At 52.6% G+C, this 23,120-nt stretch carries 23 protein-coding genes and 1 tRNA gene; 14 read left to right on the top strand and 10 right to left on the bottom strand.

Annotated elements, in window-relative coordinates; translation table 11 throughout:
- From AC6F7T_RS14405 to phnD, 3 genes are all read right to left on the bottom strand, one after another.
- Positions 1–535: response regulator (locus tag AC6F7T_RS14405; protein ID WP_500719973.1), on the bottom strand; the 535-nt coding region annotated here is incomplete at its 3' end.
- A 6-nt stretch (positions 536–541) separates the two neighbouring features.
- Positions 542–2,002, bottom strand: coding sequence for an ATP-binding protein (locus AC6F7T_RS14400; protein WP_500719971.1), 1,461 nt, complete (start codon positions 2,000–2,002; stop codon positions 542–544).
- A complete protein-coding gene (phnD, locus tag AC6F7T_RS14395; RefSeq protein WP_500719969.1) occupies positions 1,993–2,985 on the bottom strand; it encodes a phosphate/phosphite/phosphonate ABC transporter substrate-binding protein in 993 nt (330 codons plus the stop codon). The genes AC6F7T_RS14400 and phnD overlap by 10 nt, the downstream gene beginning before the upstream one ends.
- An 89-nt stretch (positions 2,986–3,074) precedes the next feature.
- On the opposite strand from phnD, the gene ispE reads away from it, so the two are divergent.
- The 11 genes from ispE to AC6F7T_RS14340 all read left to right on the top strand — a co-directional run bounded on the left by ispE (position 3,075) and on the right by AC6F7T_RS14340 (position 12,091).
- Positions 3,075–3,929 carry a 4-(cytidine 5'-diphospho)-2-C-methyl-D-erythritol kinase gene (gene ispE, locus AC6F7T_RS14390; RefSeq protein WP_500719968.1) on the top strand — a complete coding sequence of 285 codons (855 nt, stop codon included), beginning with the start codon at positions 3,075–3,077 and terminating at the stop codon, positions 3,927–3,929.
- 251 nt (positions 3,930–4,180) lie between these two features.
- Positions 4,181–4,255: transfer RNA gene (locus tag AC6F7T_RS14385), tRNA-Gln, on the top strand.
- Positions 4,256–4,487: 232 nt separating this feature from the next.
- On the top strand, positions 4,488–5,420 hold the full coding sequence (locus AC6F7T_RS14380) for a ribose-phosphate diphosphokinase (protein ID WP_500719966.1): 933 nt from the start codon (positions 4,488–4,490) through the stop codon (positions 5,418–5,420).
- 56 nt (positions 5,421–5,476) lie between these two features.
- A complete protein-coding gene (locus tag AC6F7T_RS14375; RefSeq protein WP_500719964.1) occupies positions 5,477–6,085 on the top strand; it encodes a 50S ribosomal protein L25 in 609 nt (202 codons plus the stop codon).
- A 36-nt stretch (positions 6,086–6,121) separates the two neighbouring features.
- A complete protein-coding gene (pth, locus tag AC6F7T_RS14370) occupies positions 6,122–6,700 on the top strand; it encodes an aminoacyl-tRNA hydrolase (RefSeq protein ID WP_500719962.1) in 579 nt (192 codons plus the stop codon).
- Positions 6,701–6,729: 29 nt separating this feature from the next.
- Positions 6,730–8,745 carry a sodium-translocating pyrophosphatase gene (locus tag AC6F7T_RS14365; protein WP_500719961.1) on the top strand — a complete coding sequence of 672 codons (2,016 nt, stop codon included), beginning with the start codon at positions 6,730–6,732 and terminating at the stop codon, positions 8,743–8,745.
- 75 nt (positions 8,746–8,820) lie between these two features.
- Positions 8,821–9,915 (top strand): redox-regulated ATPase YchF, encoded by a 1,095-nt coding sequence (gene ychF, locus AC6F7T_RS14360; RefSeq protein WP_500719959.1) that lies wholly within the window; start codon positions 8,821–8,823, stop codon positions 9,913–9,915.
- A gap of 141 nt (positions 9,916–10,056) precedes the next feature.
- Positions 10,057–10,449 (top strand): 30S ribosomal protein S6, encoded by a 393-nt coding sequence (gene rpsF, locus AC6F7T_RS14355; protein WP_500719958.1) that lies wholly within the window; start codon positions 10,057–10,059, stop codon positions 10,447–10,449.
- Between the two features lie 29 nt (positions 10,450–10,478).
- Positions 10,479–10,748 carry a 30S ribosomal protein S18 gene (gene rpsR, locus AC6F7T_RS14350; protein ID WP_500719956.1) on the top strand — a complete coding sequence of 90 codons (270 nt, stop codon included), beginning with the start codon at positions 10,479–10,481 and terminating at the stop codon, positions 10,746–10,748.
- A 68-nt stretch (positions 10,749–10,816) separates the two neighbouring features.
- Positions 10,817–11,272 carry a 50S ribosomal protein L9 gene (gene rplI, locus AC6F7T_RS14345; RefSeq protein WP_500719954.1) on the top strand — a complete coding sequence of 152 codons (456 nt, stop codon included), beginning with the start codon at positions 10,817–10,819 and terminating at the stop codon, positions 11,270–11,272.
- Between the two features lie 156 nt (positions 11,273–11,428).
- On the top strand, positions 11,429–12,091 hold the full coding sequence (locus AC6F7T_RS14340; protein WP_500719953.1) for a PilZ domain-containing protein: 663 nt from the start codon (positions 11,429–11,431) through the stop codon (positions 12,089–12,091).
- 57 nt (positions 12,092–12,148) lie between these two features.
- On the opposite strand, the gene AC6F7T_RS14335 is transcribed toward AC6F7T_RS14340, so the two are convergent.
- Genes AC6F7T_RS14335 through AC6F7T_RS14320 form a run of 4 tightly spaced genes read right to left on the bottom strand, consistent with a single transcriptional unit; the run spans position 12,149 to position 15,341 of the window.
- The gene (locus tag AC6F7T_RS14335; protein ID WP_500719951.1) at positions 12,149–12,394 is read right to left on the bottom strand and encodes a hypothetical protein; all 246 of its coding nucleotides are present in this window, start codon (positions 12,392–12,394) and stop codon (positions 12,149–12,151) included.
- Positions 12,395–12,405: 11 nt separating this feature from the next.
- A complete protein-coding gene (locus AC6F7T_RS14330; RefSeq protein ID WP_500719950.1) occupies positions 12,406–13,404 on the bottom strand; it encodes an ATP-binding cassette domain-containing protein in 999 nt (332 codons plus the stop codon).
- Positions 13,401–14,096 carry a GTP-binding protein gene (locus tag AC6F7T_RS14325; protein WP_500719948.1) on the bottom strand — a complete coding sequence of 232 codons (696 nt, stop codon included), beginning with the start codon at positions 14,094–14,096 and terminating at the stop codon, positions 13,401–13,403. Before AC6F7T_RS14325 ends, AC6F7T_RS14330 begins: the two co-directional genes overlap by 4 nt.
- Positions 14,097–14,108: 12 nt before the next feature.
- Positions 14,109–15,341 (bottom strand): ABC transporter substrate-binding protein, encoded by a 1,233-nt coding sequence (locus AC6F7T_RS14320; protein ID WP_500719946.1) that lies wholly within the window; start codon positions 15,339–15,341, stop codon positions 14,109–14,111.
- 201 nt (positions 15,342–15,542) lie between these two features.
- On the opposite strand from AC6F7T_RS14320, the gene hcp reads away from it, so the two are divergent.
- The 3 genes from hcp (at position 15,543) to dnaB (ending at position 19,376) form a co-directional block, all read left to right on the top strand.
- Positions 15,543–17,171, top strand: coding sequence for a hydroxylamine reductase (hcp, locus tag AC6F7T_RS14315; RefSeq protein ID WP_500719945.1), 1,629 nt, complete (start codon positions 15,543–15,545; stop codon positions 17,169–17,171).
- A gap of 227 nt (positions 17,172–17,398) precedes the next feature.
- Positions 17,399–17,794, top strand: coding sequence for a phosphoribosyl-AMP cyclohydrolase (locus AC6F7T_RS14310; protein WP_500719944.1), 396 nt, complete (start codon positions 17,399–17,401; stop codon positions 17,792–17,794).
- A 211-nt stretch (positions 17,795–18,005) separates the two neighbouring features.
- Positions 18,006–19,376: a replicative DNA helicase gene (dnaB, locus tag AC6F7T_RS14305; RefSeq protein WP_500719942.1), complete on the top strand. Its 1,371-nt coding sequence runs from the start codon at positions 18,006–18,008 to the stop codon at positions 19,374–19,376.
- On the opposite strand, the gene AC6F7T_RS14300 is transcribed toward dnaB, so the two are convergent.
- Genes AC6F7T_RS14300 through dusB form a run of 3 tightly spaced genes read right to left on the bottom strand, consistent with a single transcriptional unit; the run spans position 19,377 to position 22,931 of the window.
- Positions 19,377–20,819 carry a sigma 54-interacting transcriptional regulator gene (locus AC6F7T_RS14300; RefSeq protein WP_500719941.1) on the bottom strand — a complete coding sequence of 481 codons (1,443 nt, stop codon included), beginning with the start codon at positions 20,817–20,819 and terminating at the stop codon, positions 19,377–19,379. It abuts the gene before it with no gap.
- A 19-nt stretch (positions 20,820–20,838) separates the two neighbouring features.
- Entirely contained in the window at positions 20,839–21,954 is a 1,116-nt protein-coding gene (locus tag AC6F7T_RS14295) for an ATP-binding protein (protein ID WP_500719939.1), read from the bottom strand.
- Positions 21,951–22,931 (bottom strand): tRNA dihydrouridine synthase DusB, encoded by a 981-nt coding sequence (dusB, locus tag AC6F7T_RS14290; protein WP_500719937.1) that lies wholly within the window; start codon positions 22,929–22,931, stop codon positions 21,951–21,953. The genes AC6F7T_RS14295 and dusB overlap by 4 nt, the downstream gene beginning before the upstream one ends.
- Positions 22,932–23,120: the final 189 nt, after the last annotated feature.

Below are 23,120 nucleotides of genomic sequence, written 5' to 3'. Positions count from 1 at the left end.
CGGCGGCCAGTTCCTTGCCGGTGCCGCTTTCCCCCTGCAGCAGGATGGTGGCATCGGTTCCCGCTGCGCTCTGTGCCGCACCGAGAAATTTGCGCAGGGGCGCGCTATCGCCGATGATGCCGGAAGTCTGGTCTTTTTGTCGTAAACTACGGTTTTCTGCTTCGATCTGTTGCAGGTGAAACAGGCGTTTGAGTTTTAGCAGCAACAGTTCAGTGCGAAAAGGCTTGGCCAGATAGTCGTGGGCGCCCTGTTTGAGAGCATCAACCGCCGCTTCGACGGTGGCCTGGGCGGTCATCATCATGATGGTGCAGTCGGGCTGTTGATTGATGATGAGTTCCAGCAGCGACATACCGCTGACATCGGGCAGGCGAATATCGATCAGAGCGACAGAAAAGTTTTCGTTAGCCAGTGCATCCGCTGCTTGCTGGCCGTCTTTAGCGGGTACGACCTGATACCCATGGTCGGTGAGAACTTCGGTCAACATCTCCAGATGAACCAGTTCATCTTCGACCAGCAGAATTCTGTTTTTATCCATAACCGTTTACCCTTTAATGAGGGCGTTGAGGATTGACAGGGTAAAAGCAGTACGCCCGTCGCGATGGTGATAGGTCAGACTGCCACCGTGGTTTTCGGCAATACCCCTGGAGACAGCAAGACCCATGCCCGATCCGTGACCGGCTTTCTTGGTGGTGAAAAACGGGGTGAACATCCGGGCGGCAATGTCATCGGGAATGGGATCGCCGGTGTTCTGCACCTGCAGAACATAGCAATCGCCATCAAGATCGGCCAGAAGTCTGACCGTGCCGCCGCTGGTGGTCGCGTCAGCCGCGTTGATGATCAGGTTGAGCACCACCTGATGAATCTTATCACGGTCGAGAAAGAGGATGGTGCGGGGACAGCGGTTGTCGGTCAGTAGTTGGCAGCCGCTGTCTTTGATGGCCATGCGGGAAAACATCACCAGATCATCAAAAAAAAGGTCGCTGTCCACCACTTGTGGAATGATTTCACCAACCCGTGACAAATCTGAAAGCTGACCGACGATGCGGCCGATGCGTTCGATGCTCTGGCGCACCAGACCAACATAGCGCTGAACAGGATCGCCACCTTTGCGTTCTATTTGATAAAGGGCGCCTTCAATCCCTGCCAGGGGGTTATTGACTTCATGGGCGACGCCGGATACCAGGCGTCCGATGGCTAAAATCCGTTCATTTTCCAGCATCCTGGCAATCGTAATATTGCGTTCGATCTCGCTCCGGTTAAGTCGTTCAAGCATGTCGGCAAAACTTTTCTGCAACAGGCCGATTTCGTCATGACGTGTCCGGTTGGCGAGCAATATGGGATGACCTTTGCCGACCCCCTCCATGCTGTTGGTCAGATTTCTGATGGGTCGTACCAGCATGGTGCCGATAATCCAGTAGATGAACAAGGCTCCGGCTGAAAACAGACAGGAGAAGAAAATGACCTGTCGAGCCAGTTGGGCCAGCTCCCGGTACGCAGGTTCCATGGAAATACCGACTTGCAGCACCCCCCAGCTTTTGCCGGCAATGGACAGCGGCATAATGAAGTCTGAAATGCGTTCTCCGTCAACGACACTGAAGAATTGCTGGAAAGAGGGGGCGCGCAGGATCTGGAGAGTCAGCGGGTCGGAGTAGGTTTTTCTGTATTCCGTCAGACGAGTATGGGCCAGAACGCGGCCGTCTTCATTGAGAACGAAGGCATAGCGAACCTCCAGTTGCGGCGTTGCCATGATCTCCGCGACAAAACTGTCAAGCAGTCCGCCTTCGTGAATAATGCCGAGTTCTTCATACACGATGGCGTTAATGATCGGAATCGCCATGGTTGAAACCAGCATCTCCGCTTCCCGCGAGGGTCGCTCGAGCAGGGACTTCTTCTCATGTTGCCACAGCCAGCCACCCCAGATACTCGAGGAGGTGACGGTCAGCACTACCGCAAGCAGCATGAAGCGGGCGCGCAGGCCGATCTGTGGGTATTTCAGTGACATCCGAGGCCGCAACCGGTTTTGTTGTTGTACGTCAATTCAATAATGTCCCTGTAGTCGTCAATGTCGACGCTGACAAAGCCATGGGCGAACTCCGGATCCCACTGAATGAGGTGCTGTTTCGTCCGGGGATCGGATGGGTCGATAGCCAGCAGTGCCTCTTTCATTGCCGCCACCAGATGGGGGTCTTCCTCTTTGCGCACCACAATGGGGACGGCCGGGATCGGATCGGAAACGGCAAGAAACCGCAACCCGTGTTCACGATAGCGGTAGGCAACGACATCCTTGACGGCTCCGGCGACAGCGTTCCCCTTGAGAACGGCTTTAGCTGTCGCATCGTGGGATTCGTAGTAGCTGTAGGACTCCAGGTCGGAAAGCTGTATCCCCTTCTGCGCAAGCATATGGTGGGGTATCAGTTTGCCGGAGGTGGAGTGGTGATCCCCAAAGGCAAAGCTCTTTCCCTTGAGTTCTTCCAGAGAGGTTATGGGGCTGTCCTCCAGGACCACGATGATGCTGTGATAATAGGGTACCCCTCTGGCGCTGAGCGGCGCAACAATCGGAATGGCCCCGAACTTTCTGTAGGCCTCGGAAAACGTGACAGGACCCAGCGAAGCAATGGGGGTCGTGCCGTTTTGTAAAAACTCCACTGCCAGGTGGTAGTCCCTTGACAGCTTTAACTCAAAACGATAGGGGGTGTTGGCGCTCAGGTAATCCATCATCGGCTGGTAGGAACGGTACATGATGATCGGGTTGTAGCGCGGGATGACGCCGAAATAGATGACAGGTTTGTAGGAAGTTGCCAGGACGGGTGGCAATGGCGGTGCTCCTGTCAAAGCCAGAGTCAGCAGGATAAGGACAAAACATTTACCTTTTTTCATGGTTGCTGGTGTCTCCACTTTCATCGGCCGAGCTGGATCGAATCGATAATCAGTGCCGAGTTTGATTTTAGCAGGACAGGTCGGCAAAAACAGGTTTTTTGTCAGCACAGCGGGTTCTTTTTCTTGACTGTTTGCTGACAGCTGAGCGAAAGTTCCGATTTCACCTGAAGATAGCCTGAAATATAAGTTAAGTGTAGATGATGTTAGAAAAAAACTATAAATCTCCGGCAAAAATCAACCTGTGCCTGCATGTGCTGGGGCGTTATGACAATGGCTACCACGCATTGGCGATGGCGATGCAGCGTATTGACTTGTGTGACGATATCCGTATCCGCGTAACAACATCCGGAGAAATAAATGTAACTTGTGACGGTCTGGCGTTGGCACCCGGTGAAAATAATATCGCTACCCGGGCGGCCCGGTTACTCTTTTCCGAGGCACAGGTCGATGTCGAGGTCGGTATCGACATTCGGATCGATAAACGCATCCCGGTTGCCGCCGGCCTTGGCGGTGGCTCATCAAATGCCGCTACGGTGCTGCTGGCGTTAAACGACATACTTGCTCTGCACATGGATAATAGCCACTTGCAGAGATTGGGTGCGCAACTTGGAGCCGATGTCCCTTTTTTTGTGTTTCAGCGACCAGCCTGGGCCACGGGTATCGGCACTGAACTGACACCATTGCCGCCGTTACCCGAGGTTGCCTACCTGTTGGTCAATCCGGGAATAGCGGTATCGACGGCCGAAGTTTATCAAAGTTTACAGTTGACAAAGGGAGGTGAACTGGCTAACCTTCCGAGGTTTTCTGTTGTGACTAAGGAAGAGTTGTGTGCCGCTCTGCATAACGATCTGGAGCGGGTTACGCTGATGCGTCATCCTTTGTTGCGGCAGATCAAACAGCGCCTATTGCAACTTGGTGCTCGTGGGGCGCTGATGTCGGGTAGCGGCGCAACCCTTTTTGGGGTGTTTGATACCCTCGACCAGGCGCAAAGTGCCGCCAGTGTGCTGGCTGTGGAAACTGACTGGTGGACCTGCCCGGTGTCGCCGTTGTAGAGTTTTGTTGCGCAGGTACAAGACTATTATCATATGAAGCGGTGCCGGTTTTGACCGGCTTCATTTGTTTTTTGGTAACTGTTCAGCACCGGATCGGGGATCCTATGACAAGGGGCGCTTTTCGTCATCCATGACCGCTTGTTGTCGCCGTCCATGGCGACAAACACCCTTGCCACAGGAGCCAAAGGCCCTGCGCAAGGATAGTGCTGAATAGTTACGTTTTTTGTTTACAAGATCGACAGGCTGTTTATTGGGGCGTCGCCAAGCGGTAAGGCACCGGATTTTGATTCCGGCATTCCCAGGTTCGAATCCTGGCGCCCCAGCCAATTTAAAAGTTTCGTTGTTCGGCTGTTCAGCCAGGATTCGAAGCGCAGCGAACGCTGACTCAATGTCAGAAGAGCGGCCATGGATGGCCGCGGCAGTGAGCGTAGGGGAGCCGACGCAGGAGCCGCCGTGATGGCGACGACGAAGTGGGCGAATCCTGGCGCCCCAGCCAATTTAAAAGTTTCGACAGTTTCAACCTTAGTTAATTTGGATGAAGGGTATTGACACGTGGGTATGATCAAAGTTTTTACCGGCAACTCCAATGAGCCGTTGGCTCATGATATCTGCCGGCATCTCTCGGTAAACATCGGCAACGCCAAGGTCAAGACCTTCTCAGATGGAGAAGTTCTGGTTGAGATCAATGATAATGTGCGTGGTCGCGATGTCTACGTCATTCAATCGACCTGCTCTCCGGCAAACAACAATCTGATGGAATTGCTGGTCATGACCGACGCCCTGAAGCGTGCCTCTGCAGCACGTATCAATGCGGTTGTGCCTTATTTCGGCTATGCCCGGCAGGATCGTAAGGTTGCACCGCGGGCGCCGATTACCGCCAAACTTGTTGCTGATCTTCTTTCCGTCGCCGGTATCGACCGCTTGTTGACGATTGATCTGCATGCTGGTCAGATTCAGGGATTTTTCGATATTCCGGTTGATCATCTGTATGCCGCACCGGTCATGCTTGATGAAATCCGTCGTCTGAATCTCGGTGAACTGGTCATTGTTTCGCCCGATGCCGGGGGTACTGAGCGTGCGCGCGCTTTTGCCAAGCGACTGGATGCCGGACTTGCAATTATCGATAAACGTCGTAGTGGACCCAACGTGTCGGAAGTGATGCATATCATCGGCGACGTCAAGGGTAAGGTCTGTACCATTGTCGATGACATGATTGATACTGCCGGTACTCTTTGTACTGCTGCTACCGCATTGCAGAATCAGGGGGCAACGGCCGTTTATGCTTTCGCTACCCATGGGGTATTGTCGGGACCGGCGTTGGAGCGTATTGCGGAAAGTCCACTGCAGAAGGTTTTTGTTACCGACACTATTCCGATTCAGGAAAAACTGAACAAATGTGATAGGTTGCAAGGGCTGTCGGTCAGCTATCTGCTTGCTGAAGCGATTCGCCGCATCCATAATGCGGAGTCGGTCAGTTCGCTGTTTGTATAGAAAAAATGATGTTATCAGTGCATATGAATAACCAATTTATACGGAGGACTAAATAGATGGCTCAAGTAGTTTTGGAAGTAGAAGCACGCGAGAACGCAGGCAAAGGTTTTGCCCGGAGATTAAGAGCTGCTGGGAAGGTTCCGGCCGTTGTCTATGGCAAGGGTATGGAGGCGACAATGATTTCAGTCGATCCAAAGGCCCTGCAAAAGGCGGTGTCGGGTGAGGCTGGCTGGAACACCCTGCTGACTCTGTCCGGTGCCGGTCTCGACAAGAAGGTTGTTGTTCTCAAGGACGCCCAGCTCCATGCATTGCGTCGTGATATGCTCAGCGTCGATCTGCATGCGATCAATCTCAAGGAAAAAGGCCACTTCATGGTACCGGTTACTGTTGTGGGCATCTCCAGGGGACAGAAGATGGGTGGTTCTACCCAGCTGATCAGAAAAGAGCTTGAGGTTGTCTGTCTGCCGACCCAGGTGCCACAAACGATCGAAGTCAATATCGAGGCGCTGGAGATTGGCGATACCGTTCACATTGAGGACGTAACAGCACCCGCCGGGGTCGAGTTTGTTCACGATGTGAACTTTACTGTTGTTACCGTCATCGGCCATAGTGCTGAGGAAGAAACCGGCGCCGAAGCTGAAACTGCAGAGAGTGATGAAGAATAGCATCATCACTGAACAGCTATTTAGTGGTCGCAGCCAGTGAAATTACTCGTCGGTCTCGGTAATTATGGTCCTGAATATGCGGTAACCCGCCACAATATAGGTTTTATGGTGGCGCAGCAGGTCGCCGGGCGTTATCACATTGCCCTGAAAAAAAAAGGCTATCAGGGACTGTACGGGGTAGGGGCGGTTGCTGCGCAGCAGACCACCATCATTCTTCCCCAGACCTATATGAATCGCAGTGGTTCCTGCGTCACCGCAGCCAGCTCTGCTTTGAAAGTGGAACCTGCTGATATTGTTGTGATTTACGACGATCTCGATTTGCCCTTCGGGCGCTTAAAGATCAGCCAGGGAGGGGGGCACGGTGGCCACAACGGGATTCGCGACATTATCGGCGTCCTCGGGCGCCGCGACTTTGTCCGCTTGCGTTTCGGTATCGATAAACCTGATCACGGTGATGTGACGCGCCATGTTCTTGGAACATTCAGTGCGGCAGAACGGGTCGGGTTGCCAACCATGGTAGCGGTTGCAGCGGATGCGGCAGAATTAATCATCCATCGTGGCGCAGATGCTGCCATGAATAAATTTAACGGGTTTACTCTGGAAGAGAATCTTTAAACACCTATCAGACGAAAGAGGCGAGACAAATGCAACTGCAAGCATGGGCCCCCATACTCGGGGTGATCGGTTTTGTGATCGCACTGGTGATCTACAATAACGTTAAATCACAACCAGTAGGCAATGACAAGATGCGTGAGATATCCGAGGATATCCACAAAGGCGCCATGGCCTTTTTAAACCGCGAATATCGTGCGCTGGCTATTTTTATTGTGGTAGTTTTTGTGTTGATTGCTGTTGCCATGAGTATTCACAGTGCCCTGGCTTTTCTTGGCGGCGCTGTTTGTTCCATGACCTGCGGGTTCATCGGTATGAAGGCGGCGACCCGTGCCAATGTCAGAACCTCTGAGGCGGCCCGTGCCCATGGTCAGGCGCGTGCCCTGGAGGTTTCTTTCAACGGTGGCGCTGTTATGGGTCTTGCTGTTGCCTCCTTAGGTCTGGTTGGTGTTGGTATTGCCTACATTTTTTATGGCGGTGATATTGAGACTGCTAAGCATATGAGTGGTTTTGCCATGGGTGCCTCATCCATTGCCCTGTTTGCTCGTGTTGGTGGTGGAATCTACACCAAGGCCGCTGATGTCGGTTCTGACCTGGTAGGTAAGGTTGAAGCAGGTATTCCTGAAGACGATCCCCGCAACCCGGGTGTTATCGCTGACAACGTCGGTGACTGCGTTGGCGACACCGCTGGTATGGGTGCTGATATTTTTGAATCCTATGTCGGTTCGATTATCGCCACCATGGCCATTGCTGCTGCTGCCAGCCCGCTGCTGCTCACCAAACTCGGTTCCGGTGCCAATGTACAGGCGGCTGCCATGCTGCTGCCATTAGCTCTGGCGATGATCGGTCTGGTCTTTTCGGTCATCGGTATTTTCTCCATGCGTTTTCTTAAATCAATGGACCCGGCCAAGGCCCTGCACTATACAACCTTTGTCGCAGCTGGTGGTTTTCTTGTTGCCGCTTTCGTTTACATCAAGGCAGCTGGACTGAATGCCGGTATCTTCTGGGCTATTCTCATTGGTACCCTTGCCGGAATTGCGATCGGTCAGATCACCGAGTACTACACCGCTCATGGCCCGGTAAAGCGGATTGCTGAAGCCAGTAAAACCGGCCCGGCAACCAACATTATCCACGGCCTGGCCGTTGGCCTTGAATCGGCGGTTCTGCCGGTACTGATCATTGCTTTTGCCATCTTTGTCGCCAATGCATTTGCCGGTCTCTATGGTATTGGTATCGCTGCTGTTGGCATGTTGGCCACCGTTGGGGTTACGATGACCGTCGATGCCTATGGACCGATCGCCGATAATGCCGGTGGTATTTCGGAGATGGCCGGTCTCGGACCGGAAGTTCGTAAGATCACTGACGGCCTCGATGCTATCGGTAATACCACCGCAGCTATTGGTAAAGGTTTTGCTATCGGTTCTGCCGCCTTGACCGCACTGGCTCTGTTTTCTGCCTATGCCACAACGGTCGGTCTTGAATCAATCAACCTGATTGAGCCGATTGTTGTTATCGGTCTGTTGGTCGGGGGTGCCCTGCCATTCTTTATCGGTGCTCTGACCATGACCAGTGTTGGTCGCGCCGCCGGAGCTATGGTCGATGAGATCCGTCGTCAGTTCCGTGAAATTCCAGGGTTGCTTGAAGGCAAAGAAGGTGCCAAGCCGGATTCACAGAAATGCATCGATATTTCGGCCAAAGCGGCCCTTAGGGAGATGATTCTTCCTGGTGTTGTCGCTGTTGCTGCGCCGGTGCTGGTTGGTTTTCTTCTTGGTAAGGAAGCTCTCGGTGGTATGCTGGCCGGCGCGACCCTGTCCGGTGTGCTCTTGGCGCTGTTTATGTCCAACGGTGGCGGTGCCTGGGATAACGCCAAAAAGTATATTGAAAGTGGTCAACTCGAAGGTGCCGGTAAGGGCAGTGATGCCCATGCTGCTGCAGTTATTGGGGATACCGTCGGCGATCCGCTGAAAGACACCTCCGGCCCGTCGATGAACATTCTGATCAAGTTGATGAGTGTTGTCTCGCTGGTCATCGCACCGCTGCTGATCTGACCAGGGTAACGAACAGATAGATGATCGGATAGCCGAAGCGCACGCTTCGGCTATCCTTTTTTGAGGATAAAAAACATGGGCTTCAAATGTGGAATTGTCGGTCTTCCCAATGTCGGAAAGTCGACTATATTCAATGCGATCACCGCTGCCGGTGCTGAATCTGCCAACTATCCTTTTTGTACCATCGAGCCGAATGTCGGGATGGTTGCGGTTCCCGATCCACGTCTGGATGTGCTGGCTTCTCTGGTTAAGCCAAAGGAGATTGTGCCGACAGTGATGGAATTTGTCGATATCGCCGGTCTGGTGAAGGGTGCAAGTCGCGGCGAAGGGCTGGGTAACCAGTTTCTGGGTCATATCCGTCAGGTTGATGCCATTGCCCATGTCGTGCGCTGTTTTGAGGATGATAACGTTGTTCACGTCGATGGATCCATCGACCCGCTGCGCGATATCGAAGTGATTCAGACCGAACTTAACCTGGCTGATCTTGATTCGGTTGAACGCCGTATTCAGCGCAGCAGTAAGCAGGCCAGAAGTGGTGATAAAAAACTGCAGGCTGAGGTTGCCGTCCTGGAAAGGATCTCCAGAGCCCTGAATCAGGGGATGCCGGCGCGCTCGGTCGCTCTTGAAGATGATGAGAGGTCGCTAATTAAAGATCTTCACCTGATTACTGTCAAACCGGTCCTGTACCTTGCTAATGTCGCTGAAGATGATCTTGCCGGCTCACATCCTTTTGTTGTTCAGGTGCGTGAGCAGGCTGCTGCTGAGGGAGCTGAGATGCTGACCTTGTGTGGCAAGATTGAGGCTGAAATTGCCGAACTGGACAAGGATGAAAAGGCCGACTTTCTGGCGGAATTGGGTCTTGAAAGATCGGGGCTGGATCGGATGATTCATGCCGGCTATCGCTTGTTGGGACTGATCACCTATTTCACCGCGGGACCGAAAGAGGTCCGGGCCTGGACAGTTTCTGACGGATCAACAGCGCCTCAGGCTGCCGGTGTTATTCACAGTGACTTTGAAAAAGGCTTTATCCGCGCCGAGGTCACTGCTTATAAGGATTATGTCGCATCCGGAGGGGAAACGGGTGCCAGGGAGAAGGGGTTGTTGCGCCTCGAAGGGAAGAATTATCGGGTAATCGATGGTGACGTGATGCATTTTCGTTTTAATGTCTGAAATCGCTTTAAAGATAAAAGCGCTTGTAATCGTGCAGGTTGCGTGATAAAAACTTTGGTTCTGCGGATTCATGGTGATTCCGCACCATTCCTTGTTCCGGGGTGTGCCCGGGGCTGTTAATCCGAAAGGGGTAAATGCTCAATGAGAAATTACGAGTCACTTTACATCGTTCATCCGGAGGTTGTCGGCGACGAGCTGACAGCGATGGTGGACAAGTTCCAGAAAATTCTCAGCGATCAACAGGCTGAGATTGTCAAGCTGGACAACTGGGGTGTGCGCAAGCTCGCTTATCCGATCAAAAAGGCTGAGCGCGGCAGTTACATCCAGGTACTGTTCAGTGCCGGACCAGAGGTTGTTGCCGAGTATGAGCGTCGTTTGCGGTTGGACGAGCAGATTCTGCGTTTTCTGACCGTACGGTTGGATCGCGATTTTGCTGCAGAGCCTGTTGAGCCTGTCGAGCCTGCTGCATATGTTGCGTCAGTCGATGACGATGATGACGATGATGACGATGTCGACAGCGACGACGAAGAATAAACACAACCACTGATCAGGAGATTACCAATATGGCTATTGAAAATTCAGGACGTCCCAGTTCTCCAGCCCCGCGCCGCCGCTTTGGCCGTCGCAAGATTTGCCGTTACTGTGCCGACAAAGGCGCTAGAATTGATTACAAAGATGTCGACAGCTTGCGTTACTACCTGTCGGAGCGCGGCAAAATCGTTCCTCGACGGATTTCCGGAACCTGTGCGACCCATCAGCGTCATATCGCCGATGCGATCAAAAATGCCCGGCAGATTGCGCTGTTGCCCTATACCACCTCACATTCAGTTTGATTGGGTCTAATAGGGAACTGATCCACGATACGCACCGATCATAATACGTTCCGCTACGGAGAAAATATATGAATACAGATGTGATTCTGCGAGAAAATGTCGATGGTCTAGGTACCATCGGAGATATTGTCAATGTCAAAGCAGGTTACGCCAGAAATTACCTGGTGCCTCAGGGTTTGGCCCACGTGGCTGATAGCCGCAACGTGAAGGAACTTGAGCACCAGAAGCGGCAACTGACGCGTAAATTGGAAAAAGTGACCAACGATGCTAATGCCTTGAAGGCTCGCATCGAGAGGGTGACCTGTGATTTCGCCCAGCGTGCCAGTGACGAAGGTAAACTGTTTGGATCCGTGACTTCTATGGATCTGGAAGCTAAGCTTGCCGCCGCCGGAATTGCTATTGACCGCAAAAAGATTCAACTGGGTGAACCGATAAAAACCCTTGGCGAGCACCTGGTTACTATCAAGCTTGATGCCGGTGTCACAGCTGAGTTGAAGGTTGTGGTTTCCCCGGAAGAAGCCTGAACCTTCGTTGCGGATTTTCGAGAAGTGTTGGGATTAAAGGCTGCACGGTGTTTTCCCGGCGGCCTTTTTTCGTCTAAGTCGCAGTTGGTCTACGGTGGAACCTGTCTAATGGCGGTGACGTCGGGCTATCTTATGCAGTAAAAGAGGGGGTCTGTCATGTTGATGATGAAATGTCCAAAATGTCAGAAAAATATTCGCTCAGCCTTGCTTGCTGAGTTGAAGGTGATTGGCTGTGACCAGTGTCAGACGCAGGTTCCGGTCAGCAACGTTCTAATCTCTTCCAATGGCTTTACCTTTGATCGTAACGATCTGCTGAAACGCTTCTATCGCTACCGTAAGCTCCTGGATGAGGTGATTGAGGAGCGCAACACGATGAGTGGCAACAACAGTGCTTCGGATGTGAGTCTGCGTAGTATTGAGAAGTTTATGTCAGTACTGCAGGGGATGATGGCAGGGGCCAGGGATCACTATCGTTGTGAGTTTGCTCAACCCATTCCGGTCAAGCTGCGTTACTTGCAACAAGAATGTGCCGGCAGTATCTACAACCTGAGCATGGATGGTGCCTGCATTGAAACTTTCAGTAAAAACCCGCTGCCTCGGGTTAATGGGATTGTCACCCTGGTTTTTCAGTTACCTGAACAGAAGGATACCAATATTATCGCCGGAGAGGTTTGCTGGACTCATCAAGGGGATAGCGAGGGTAACCTTGGGCACACTTCCGGCGTGCGGTTTTCCAATCTGGACGGTCCGACCCGAGATGTTCTCTGGCAGTTTATTTCGACGATGGCTGAAAAGAAGTTGTCAGAAGAAAAAAATTAATATCCCGCCCCTTTCCACCATAGTGCAGTAGAAAAAGGGCGGCGCTGATCAGCCTTCTCAATAGTCAATTCCAGCAGCTTGGATACTTTTGGTATCATGGGCATGGCAGGGGGTAACGCCGTAAACCATGCCGCAATGCGGGCAGCGACACTCCAGGGTCGCCATGGTAAAATTCTGATCACAGCCACTACAGATGAGCTCAACCTCTTGCGGCAGACTGTAGTTGGAAAAACCCATCATCCGTAACTTGTCTACCACTTTTGCACCATCGCCAACCTGACCTTGACAGCCGTCGTGCATCATTATCTGCTCCTTTAAAGTTGTTCCAGGGTTTCGCCGGAGCGGATCCGGTTGCGTAACGCCAGGAGTTGATTGTCCATTTCTTCCAAACGCTGCAGATTGCGACGTTCGGCCTCGTTCGCTTTGATAACCTTGGCGATGCCGCCGTTTTTAATCACCAGGCGGCGATCACCCATCAGTGCCAGAATTGGATCATGGGTCGCCATCAGAACAATTTTTTCTTCACGGATCAGCAGATTCAGGGCTTTTTTCCGATCAATCCCGGCATTTTCAATTTCATCTATCAGGGCAATAGGGGACTTGCTCAGAAACGCCATATCGGCGATCATCAGCGCCCGCGACTGACCGCCGCTGAGGGCGGTGACCGGCGTATCAGGACAAAACTGCTCGCCGGCCAACATATTGGCCTGTTCCAGGATTTGGGCGACTTTTTCCTGCGGATTGGTCACCAGACGGCTTTCAGCATGCATCTGGATAAATTCCTCGGCTGTCAGATCCATAACAAAATTCATATTTTGTGACAGTTGCGCCACCAGTTTATGTTCGGTAGAAAAACGCCATTGGCTGTCCGGTACCTGATCGTTAATCAGGATCTTGCGTCCCGTTGGGGTGTCTCCTTGAGCAACCCATTCGATGTCGGCGAGCAGGCGGCTTTTGCCTGAGCCGGTGGGGCCAACGATGCAGGTCACCTCTCCCGGTTGCAGGGTCAGTTCAACCTCTTCAGCTTCACCTGATTTATTATGACCCCCGATGATCGTCAGGGACTCGACTTTGTCGAGGGGTTTGCGCAACGCCAGCATGCCGTTGAGAAAATCATCGAGGCTGCGTTGCAGTTGTTCGCGGCTTAAGCCCAGGTCCTCAAGCAAGTCGGGGTTCAACTGGTCAAGGTAGTGCTCAAGACTGTTGTTGCTTGCAGCAACCGGCAGTCCAAATGAGGACAGGAAGTCCTCAATGTAGGGATGATCTGCCAGAGTGGTGGTTAGGGGCTGTTGATACAGGGCGACGTGTCTCATTTATTGTCCTCCATGTCCATCTTGCGGACATTGCCGGTTTGATATTCGTCGCCGATGCGGGTTTCACCGAGACAATAGGAGCACAGGGCGGCCGGCATCGAGAAACGCAAGGTTTTGCCTTTAAGGGTGTCGATGTCGGAGGCCGTTTCAAACAGACTGGTCAGTTCAAACGCCCCCTGGCCGGTGATGCCGTTGATGTTCATGATGACGGCACCGGGATTGACCTGCTTGACCCGGGAGGCAAACACCTCGCGTTCGGCCTGGGAGACGATATCGCCCTTGGTGATGACGACGATATCGGCGGATTTCAGCATCGGACCGATTTTGCGTGGTGTATTGACGCCACTCAGATTGTCGATAACACAGATGGCAGTAATGTCGTTGATGTGGGGTGAACAGCGGTTGCACAGACCGGCGCTTTCACTGATCAGATATTCGCAACCGTTCTCTTTGCCCCAGGTGACACAGGCCTCGATATTGCTGACAAAATAGTGGTCGGGGCACAGGGCGCCGGAGAGCCCTTTTTTTACCAGCACCCCTTTTTTCGCATAGAGGGTGTCATCGTCGGTCAGCAGGCAGTCGAACTTGACCACGCCGATTTTGTGCATACGTGCCTGCAGGGCCTCAATCACCCTCAGGATGACAGACGTTTTGCCGGATGATGGGGGGCCGGAAACGGTTAAAAAACGCACGATTTAACTCCTTCAATCGATGCCGAGGGCATCTTCAAATATTTTGTTGGTGTCATGGATCAGGGTGCCGATATCGTGCTGATAGATGTAGTCCCAGCCGATCCATTTCCACGGATGCTCGAAGTTGAGCCGGTTGTCCACTTCCGGGTGCAGGGAGGGAAACAGTCCTTTGTGGGAGAGCATTTCGCCGACCCCACGACCGCTCAAAAACTCGGCAATGGGTCGGGTCTTGTTGAGGGTAGAACGCTTGGTCAACATGAATATCGGGCTGACAACGGCACCATCTTCCGGCCAGATGATCTCAAGCCCTTCGACCATGCGCGCCATTTTGGTGAAAAAGTACGGCATGATGGTAACATAGGGTTTAGCCTCGCTGACCCGTTTGGCATTTTTCACCATCTGTGACGGGTGCATTGATTTGAGCATGCAGCGTCCGAGTTTTTTTACCCCATCCTCCCCGTGCTCCTTGTGGATCGCCAGCAACAGGGCGTTAAACAGATCAAAGTCACCGACCGGCAGCGCCACTTGCTGGGCGAATTCGGGTTCTAACAGATCGCTCCAGCGCCGTGGAATCGGCAGGTCGCCACGCACGTCATGGTTGATCATGAAGACTGCAGCAACCGCTGCTACAATTGAGTAGTCGCCCTTGGGATCACGGATATCAAGACCGGCAAAATCCGGGTTGACGGCAGCGCCGCAGATGTCCTCAAACACCCCCTGATCCTTAAAACGGCCAATGGTTTTCTGGTCGAAGAAAGTTTCAAATCCGGCAGAGATAAAGATGTCAGGAAGTTTGTCTGCATCTTCAATGCCGCGAATGTTCGCAGCAATCCAGTCAGCACCGACCGAAGCCGCTTCGAGCTTGTAGCTGACGCGCCGGCCGGTTTCGGCGGTAAACTTTTCGATAAAAGCATCAAAACTTTCCAATAGCGGCAAGCGCACCGGGCAGGGAAGCAGTCCGGCAATACGAATATCAGCGTTGCCGTGATCGGTTTTTTTCATGGTGATGTCGGTCTGGTGACTGTTAAGGGCAATCTGGTCACGCAACAGAGTCATGAAGTTGTTCAGATCATAATTTTTCATCTGGGCGGCGCGTTCCAGTTTGAGATAAGGGGCGATAGCATTGCGCTGTGTTTCGTCACGAAAGCTATCAAAGCCGTTGGCCACGAACACATCGAGGGTTTCCGGCCAGTGTTGCAGAATATCTTTAATTGTCATGTCTTTGTTCAGGGTCATCGTCGTCATTTTGGCTCTCCTTAGCTGATGTGAGCCTGAGTATAGGGGCAGTGTGGCTGAATTAAATTGATTCAGGTCAAGAAGAAAAAAAATATTTTTCTGTTACGCTTTTGATCTGTGTCAATTTTTTTTTATCCGGGTTGCGGCACTGTTGCATACAAGCAACATCAGGAGCAATAATCTATAACCATCAAAAAAGGAGAGCGTTTTATGAGTATGTTCTGTTACCAGTGTCAGGAAACAGCAAAAGGAAGCGGCTGCACCATCGCCGGTGTATGTGGCAAAAAGGAAGATACTGCCGGTCTGCAGGATCTGCTGGTCTACACCCTTAAAGGCCTGGCAGTTGTTGCCGAGGAAGCAAAGAAACAAAACAAGTTGGATTCTTCTGTCGGGTTGTTCATCTGCCAGAGCTTCTTTGCCACTATTACCAATGCCAACTTTGATAACGCCCGCTTTGTTGATCTGATCAAGGCATCGATCTCCAAACGCGATGCTTTGAAACTGGCCATCGGCTATAGCAGTGATCTCGATGTCCTCAACTGGAATGGTCCTGAAAGCAGCTATGCTGCCAAGGCCGCCGAGGTCGGAGTATTGTCGCAGGCTAACGAAGATGTACGCTCTCTGCGTGAGTTGCTGATCTATGGTCTCAAGGGGATGGCGGCTTACGCTGATCACGCTGCAGTGCTCGGTTTTGAGAAGCCGGAAATCTACGATTTCATGATTTCCGCCCTTGCTACGACCACCCGTGATTTGAGTGTCGATGAAATGGTCGGTCAGGTGCTTAAATGTGGTGAGGTTGCGGTGACGACCATGGCCCTGCTCGATGAGGCCAATACCACCACCTACGGCAATCCGGAAATCACCAGTGTCAACATTGGTGTCCGCAACAACCCCGGTATTCTGATCTCCGGCCATGATCTCAAGGACATGGAAGAACTGCTCAAACAGACCGCAGGCACCGGTGTTGATGTTTATACCCACAGTGAAATGCTGCCGGCCAACTATTATCCAGCCTTTAAGCAGTACGATCATTTTGTCGGTAATTACGGCAACGCCTGGTGGTTGCAGGACAAGGAGTTCACTTCCTTTAACGGCCCGATTCTGATGACCACCAACTGTATTACCCCGGTTAAAGAGGCCTATAAGGATCGCATTTACACCACCGGTATGGCCGGTTGGCCGGGCGCAACTCATATCGCCGACCGTCTCGAAGGTGGCGCCAAGGATTTCTCGGAAATCATTGCCAAGGCGAAGACCTGTGCCGCCCCGACCGAGATCGAGACCGGCACCATCGTTGGCGGATTTGCCCATGCCCAGGTCATGGCCCTGGCCGACAAGGTTGTTGACGCCGTCAAGTCCGGCGCCCTCAAGCGCTTTGTTGTCATGGCCGGCTGTGACGGGCGTCAGGCCGGACGCAGCTACTTCACCGAGGTGGCCGAGGCGTTGCCTAATGATACGGTGATTTTGACCGCCGGCTGCGCCAAATATCGCTACAACAAACTCAACCTTGGCGACATCGGCGGTATCCCGCGGGTTCTGGATGCCGGTCAGTGTAACGATTCCTATTCACTGGCCTTCATAGCGTTACAGCTCAAGGAAGTCTTTGGTCTGGAGGATATCAACGATCTGCCGATTTCCTACGATATCGCCTGGTACGAGCAGAAAGCGGTCGTCGTGCTCCTCGCCCTGCTCGCTCTAGGGGTAAAGCATATCCGTCTGGGACCGACATTGCCGGCCTTCCTGTCGCCAAACGTTGCCAAAGTGCTGGTGGAAAATTTCGACATCAAACCGATTGGTGATGTTGCCGGCGACGTAGCTGCAATCATGGCAGGTAACTGATAGCTTGAAAAGAAAGGCTATGCTGGATCCCTGGCTAAGTTGCCAGGACTGACCAGCAAAAAGCGACAACGAAAAAGGGGTGCCGGCACATTGTTCTGGCACCCCTTTTTAATGATAAGAAACGGTTTATTTGGTGTGATTTTAATAAAAGTGTTCTTGATGTTGTTGCCACTTGTTGACAAAATATAACGCTTGAGTATTTTTTAATCTGTCGGATGGTTGCTTTCATGGATAAAAAAAAGCTGGAAGAAGGGTACGAGGTGTTGATCGACTTCGCCAAGCGTGGCGGGTTTGTGCCGGCCGTGGTTCAGGATGTTGCCGATGGGCGTATTTTGATGCTGGCCTATGTTAATCAACAGGCGTTACAGACAACCCTGGAAAAAGGAATGGCGACCTTCTGGTCGACCTCACGTAATGAACTCTGGACCAAAGGCGAAACTTCCGGCGATTATCTGAAAATTATCGACATCTACACCGACTGCGATCAGGATGCCGTGATTTACCGGGTTGTGCCCCAGGGCGGGGGCAGTTGCCATACCAAAGATCCTGAGACGGGGCAGACGCGCGCCAGTTGTTTCTATCGCAAGCTGAATTTGACGGATGGCAGTTTACAGCCCCTGTAGCAGCGGCGCTGTCAGAATATTCATCTGTACAATCGGCCGAGCCTGGTGACGCCATCGCGCTGCTTGATGTGAAGGAAATGGTTCTTTTGCGCTGCGGCCTGGATCTATCTGTCTGCTTTTAACTGAGGGTCTGTTGAAGACCCTCTTTTTGTTTTGTGTCGTTGCTTTTTCCTGTTATCTTGCCGACATCATCAGCTGTTGGGAGAAAAGTATGTCCGAATTGTCATCACATCGTTTGCCACCCCAGAACCTTGAAGCGGAAATGTCGGTTCTGGGCGGGGTAATGCTGGAAAACGAGGCGCTTAACCGTGCCCTGGAAGTGTTAGTGCCGAGTGATTTTTACCGTGAGAGTCACCGCAAAATATTTCAAGGTCTGATTCGTCTGTCCGAGCGCAATGAACCGGCTGACCTTGTGACTTTGACCGCTGAACTAAAAGCACATCAGGAGTTGGATACTGCCGGTGGCAGTAGTTATCTGGCAACCCTGGTTGATTATGTTCCGACTGCCGCCAATATTTCATACTACTGTAAATTGGTTAAAGAGAAGGCCGTAGCGCGTAAACTGATTGAGGTATCGACGGATATCGCCACCCAAGGGTACGATGGCGGCGATATGGAGGAGATTCTCGATCGTGCCGAAAAGGCAATTTTTGAGATTGCTGAAAATCGCACCCGGCCATCCTACTTCCCGGTTCGGGAAATCCTCAAGGATACCTTCCGCACCATCGAAAAGCTCTACGAACGCAAGGAACTGGTGACCGGAGTCCCTACCGGTTATCTCGACCTGGATAAAATGACTGCCGGCTTGCAGCCAAGTGACCTGATCATTATTGCTGCCCGCCCCTCCATGGGGAAAACCGCATTTGCGCTGAACCTCATCGAGTATGCCACGACTCATGATGACAATGCGCTGCCGGCGGTTGTTTTTTCACTGGAAATGAGCAAGGAACAGCTGGTGCAGCGGATGCTCTGTTCGCTGGCCAAGGTTGATGCCGGACGGTTAAGGACCGGCCACCTCGGGGAGTCGGATTGGCCCAAGCTGACCATGGCGGCCGGCCAGCTCAGTGAAACCCAGATCTTTATCGATGACACTCCGGCCATCTCGGTGCTTGAGTTGCGTTCCAAGGCGCGGCGTCTAAAAGCTGAGCATGGTCTGGGATTAGTTGTCGTCGATTATCTGCAGTTGATGCGCGGGAGTAATCCGGAGAGTCGGCAGCAGGAGATTTCCGAGATTTCACGTTCGCTTAAAGCGTTGGCCAAAGAGCTCTCGGTCCCTGTTGTTGCTTTGTCGCAGCTCAACCGCTCGCTGGAAAGTCGAACCGACAAGCGTCCCGTCATGGCTGACTTGCGGGAATCGGGCGCTATTGAGCAGGACGCCGACGTCATCATGTTTATCTATCGCGAAACGGTTTACTGCGAAGAATGCAAGAGCCACGAAAAAACCTGTGAAAAAGGGCATGAAAAAGACGCTGAAATTGTCATTGGCAAGCAGCGTAACGGGCCGATCGGCACCGTCCATCTGACCTTCCGCGGTGAGTTTACCCGTTTTGAAAACCAGGCCCGGCGAGAAGAAGGTTACTGATCAGCCACCGTTGTTGCGTTTGACGTCGATATTCAGGGTACTGATCTTTTTGCGCAGGGTGTTGCGATTGATGCCGAGGATTTCGGCGGCACGCACCTGGTTGCAGCGCGCCTTTTGCAGGACAATGTTGATCAGCGGGCGTTCGATCTGATGCAGAACCATCTCATAGAGATTGTTCATCTCACTTAAATCCATCTGTGCCAGTGAACTTTCCAGTTTGCGACAGACCAGCGCTTCCAGCGAATCTTCGTTGGGAAGTGACCCTTCTTTGATCCCCAGGTCAGGAAAGTCCGCCGCCGTCAGCACGTGATTGGGGCACAGCAGCGCGGCGCGTTTGATGGTGTTTTCCAGCTCCCGCACATTGCCGGGCCAGTGGTGACCTTTGAGTAGTTGCAGCGCTTGCCGGCTGCACTCGATGGCATCAATGCCGAAATCCTGGCGCGCCTTCTGGAGAAAAAAATCGACCAGTGCCGGGATGTCATCTCGGCGTTCGCGCAGTGCCGGCAATGAAATCGGAACGACGTTAAGACGGTAATAGAGATCTTCTCGGAAGGTTTTTGTCTCGACCTGTTGCGCCATATTCTGGTTGGTCGCTGCGACAATGCGGACGTTGACCTTGATCGTTTGTTGACCTCCGGTGCGGGTGACCTCCTTTTCCTGTAGCACGCGCAGCAGCTTTGCCTGTAGTTCCAGCGGCATGTCACCGATCTCATCAAGAAACAGGGTCCCCCCTTCGGCCTGTTCAAACTTTCCTGCTTTGCGTTCTGTCGCGCCGGTAAAAGCCCCGCGTTCGTGACCGAAGAGCTCGTTTTCAAGTAATTCCCGTGGAATAGCGGCACAATTCAGGGCAATAAAAGGCTTGCCCAAACGTGGGCTGTTCATGTGGATAGCGCGGGCGATCAGCTCCTTGCCGGTGCCGCTTTCGCCGGTAATCAAGACGGTGACATCGGAGCCGGCAACGCGACCGAGGGTTTTATAAACGGTTTGCATCGTCTGACTGTTGCCGATAATGCTGCGACCGAAACTGTAATGGCTCTGAATTTCACTTTTAAGTTGATCGATCTGTTCGGTAACCTCTGCGGCTTTAGTTGCCTTAAAAATGATCGCGTTCAGCGCACTTAGATCGAAGGGCTTAGTCAGGTAATCGTAGGCACCGTTTTTCATGGCAGCAACGGCGTTTTCCATGGTGGCTTCAGCGGTCATAATGACAACCAGTGTTGCCGGATATTCCTCACGGATAAATTTGAGGATTTCGAGCCCGCTTGCTCCCGGCATTTTGATGTCCAGAATCGCCAGGTCGTAGCGGTGCTCTTGCATCTTATTTCGGGCCTGCTTGCCATCCTCTGCCACATCGACATCGTACCCCTGTTTTTTCAGGGCCTTGGAAAGAACCCAGCGGATACTCTCTTCGTCATCGGCAACAAGAATGCGTGAAATGGCCATATCTTTTCCTCGTCAGTGCTTATTCGTTACGATCAGTACGCAACAGGGGGAGCGAGACCGTAACAATTGTGCCGCCGTCAGGATGTTCATTGAAATGCAGCAAACCACCATGGTCGGCAACAATCTTCTGGCAGATAGGTAATCCTAGACCGCTGCCGCCATCTTTTGTGGTGTAAAAGGGGGTAAATACCTGTTCCATCTCTGTACGTGAGAGGCCGGGCCCACGGTCGCTGATGCGCACCAGAACCAGGGGAGTCGGGCGTGAACCTTCGACGTTAAGATAATATTCGCCATCGATTCTGGTTTCAATGATTATCTCGGTATGTTCGAAAGATGCTTCCCAGGCATTTTTGAGCAGATTAAGAAACAGTCGGCTGAGCAGGTCGCTGTCGCCGTAGATCGGCGGAATGCTCGGATCAAGGAGCAGTTTGAAGACGATATGCCGCGCTGTCCCGCTGTGACGGTGGAGACGGATCATCTCATCGAGTAATTGGTTGATGTTGACCGGTTCCAGACGATTGCGCCGCGGCGCGGCGAGATCAAGCAGTTCAACAATAATGCGGTTGATGCGTTCACTTTCGCGGATAATCAGGCTGGTGTACTCCTGAAGGTCAGACTTTTCGCCCAATTCCATCTGCAACAATTGGGCTGCTCCTTTGATGCCGCCCAGGGGGTTTTTGATTTCGTGGGCCAGTCCGGCAGCCATTGTGCCGACCATGGTGAGGCGATCGGCGTGGCGCACCGCCTCTTCGAGTGAGCGCACCTGGGTTAAATCGTGCATGATGACAATTGCACCCTGCTGCTGTCCGGCCGTCGAGTGGATCGGTGAAACACTGACACTGAGCTGGCGTTTACGTCGGTGCCCCGGGGCGTCGAAGGTAACTGCTTCGTGGTCAGAGAGGGAGCGTCCTTCACGCAGGGAGGTTCTGACCAGATCACAAAGACTTTCCTGGCGCTGAAAACAATCGCAGAATATCTTGCCCAGCGCCTGTCTTTCGGACAGACCGGTAAAATTCTGAGCCGCCGGGTTAAACAGAATAATGGTTCCTGATTGATTGATGGCAATAACGGCGTCGTCAATGTTGTCGATGATCGATACGTAATCTTCTAATGCCAGTCGTTTGGTTGGAGTCATAGATGGTGATCCTGGTGAAAAAAATCATGGGTCAAGACAACCAGATCGGACAACTGTCGGCATGACTGAACCTGTGATCTGAACTGACTGGCGCCTTCCATGCCACGCGCATACCAGCTGATATGCTTGCGCATCTCGAGTAGTGCTTTATCATCTCCAAACTGCTCACAGTGCAGATCAATATGACGCTGAATCATCGCCAGCTTGTCAATTGCACTGGGACAGGTGATCTGCTTGCCCTGCAGGGTGTCATTAATCTGTTGGATCAGCCAGGGATTACCATAGCCGCCCCGACCGATCATCAGGCCGTCACAACCGGTCTCGCGGTACATGCGGATGCCGTCATCGACGGTTATGATATCGCCGCTTCCAAACACTGGTATATCCAACGCCTGCTTCAACTCGCTAATGTGGTTCCAGTCGGCCCGACCGGCAAACCCCTGGCAGCGGGTGCGTGGGTGGAGGGTGATGGCATCGACACCTTCTTCCTGGGCTATGTGCCCAATGTCAAGAAAATTGATATGGTGGATATCCCATCCCGAGCGGATCTTGATGGTTAGCGGACCGGTCACGCGGCGGCGCACCGCCTTAAGAATACGGGCAATCAGTTTTGGGTCCCGCAGCAGGGCGCTGCCTGAGCCGCTGCGAATGACTTTTTTTACCGGGCACCCCATGTTCAGATCGACAACCGCCGGTGGCTCTCTAAACCGTGAAATCGCCTCGGCAAGAACCTCAGGATCGCTGCCAAACAACTGGATTCCCAGCGGATATTCTTCCGGGTGGGTGATCAGTAAATGCTGTGTTTTGGCCCCATCACGGACCAGACCATTGGCGCTGACCATCTCACTATAGACCAGGCCGGCGCCGCAGGACTTCATGATCCGTCGATAGGGCAGGCTGGAAATCCCGGCCATCGGGGCGAGGATAACCGGACTATCGAGGGTCAGGGATTGTATGGTGAGGGGAGCTTTTTGCATAAATTTTGAGCATACTAGCATCGGTTTAGGGTCGCGCAAAGAAAAAAATTGGCAGCTCTCTACCAAAAACCGGTAAATTGCGCGGTTGGGCGCGGTGGATACAGTATACAATTTACAACTTGACAATAAGGGGGTAAGTTGTTAGAACAACATTTGGGAAAATCAGCGCTTTGCTGCGTCTCAAGCAGC

Source organism: Pelovirga sp., assembly GCF_059864205.1.
This window is presented reverse-complemented; position numbering and strand designations above follow the sequence as displayed.